This is a genomic window from Paenibacillus validus NBRC 15382, assembly GCF_004000985.1.
GTDB classification, from domain to species: Bacteria; Bacillota; Bacilli; order Paenibacillales; family NBRC-103111; genus Paenibacillus_G; species Paenibacillus_G validus.
Genome location: NZ_BIMH01000130.1, coordinates 1 through 669, shown reverse-complemented (window position 1 = coordinate 669; position 669 = coordinate 1). Strand labels below are relative to the sequence as shown.

The 669-nt window shown below is 44.7% G+C and carries 1 pseudogene; it reads left to right on the top strand.

Going from position 1 to position 669, the window contains the following annotated elements:
- Positions 1–86: 86 nt before the first annotated feature.
- A pseudogene (locus PVA01S_RS26370) lies at positions 87–669 on the top strand (HTH domain-containing protein); the annotation flags it as partial.

The following is a 669-nucleotide window of genomic DNA, read 5'->3' as shown; positions in this document are numbered from 1 at the left end:
TAAACTGTACCCTATAGAGTAGACACTTTAAAAAAGTCTCTCTGTAGGGTATTTTGTGTTTATTGAAGAAAATTGGGGACGGGGAAATGATCATGAGTAAAAAGACATTTACAGAAAACGAAATCAAGCAATTAACCAATAATCCGTATGTGAAATCCGTTAGTTCGAAAGGAATCACTTATACCGATGCATTCAAGCAACTCTTTATCACAGAAAATAAGAAGGGCAAGCTGCCAAGGGAGATATTTGAAGAATGCGGGTTCGACGTAAACGTCATCGGACGTCAAAGAGTAAAATCCTCTGGAAACAGATGGCGCGCGAGTTACCGGGAAAACGGTGCCCTGGGTTTGCAGGATACGAGAAGCCAATCATCGGGCAGGCCTCTTACCAGGGAACTGACGCTGGAGGAGAAGAACGCCAGGCTGGAAGCTCAAAACCGCTTATTGAAAGCGGAGAACGAACTGTTAAAAAAGATCCGCTTTGCGGAAAGGGGGCTGAGCGACAACTAACATTGTCACCTGACCAGAAATATATCCTGATCCGTTCCGTTATTCAGAGATATCAACTCGAGCGCATGGTGAACAATTTATGTAAGATGGCTGGGGTGTCCAGAAGCGGCTATTACAGGTACTGGTCTGCCGGATCAGAGGAAAAGAGGAAGCATAGAGA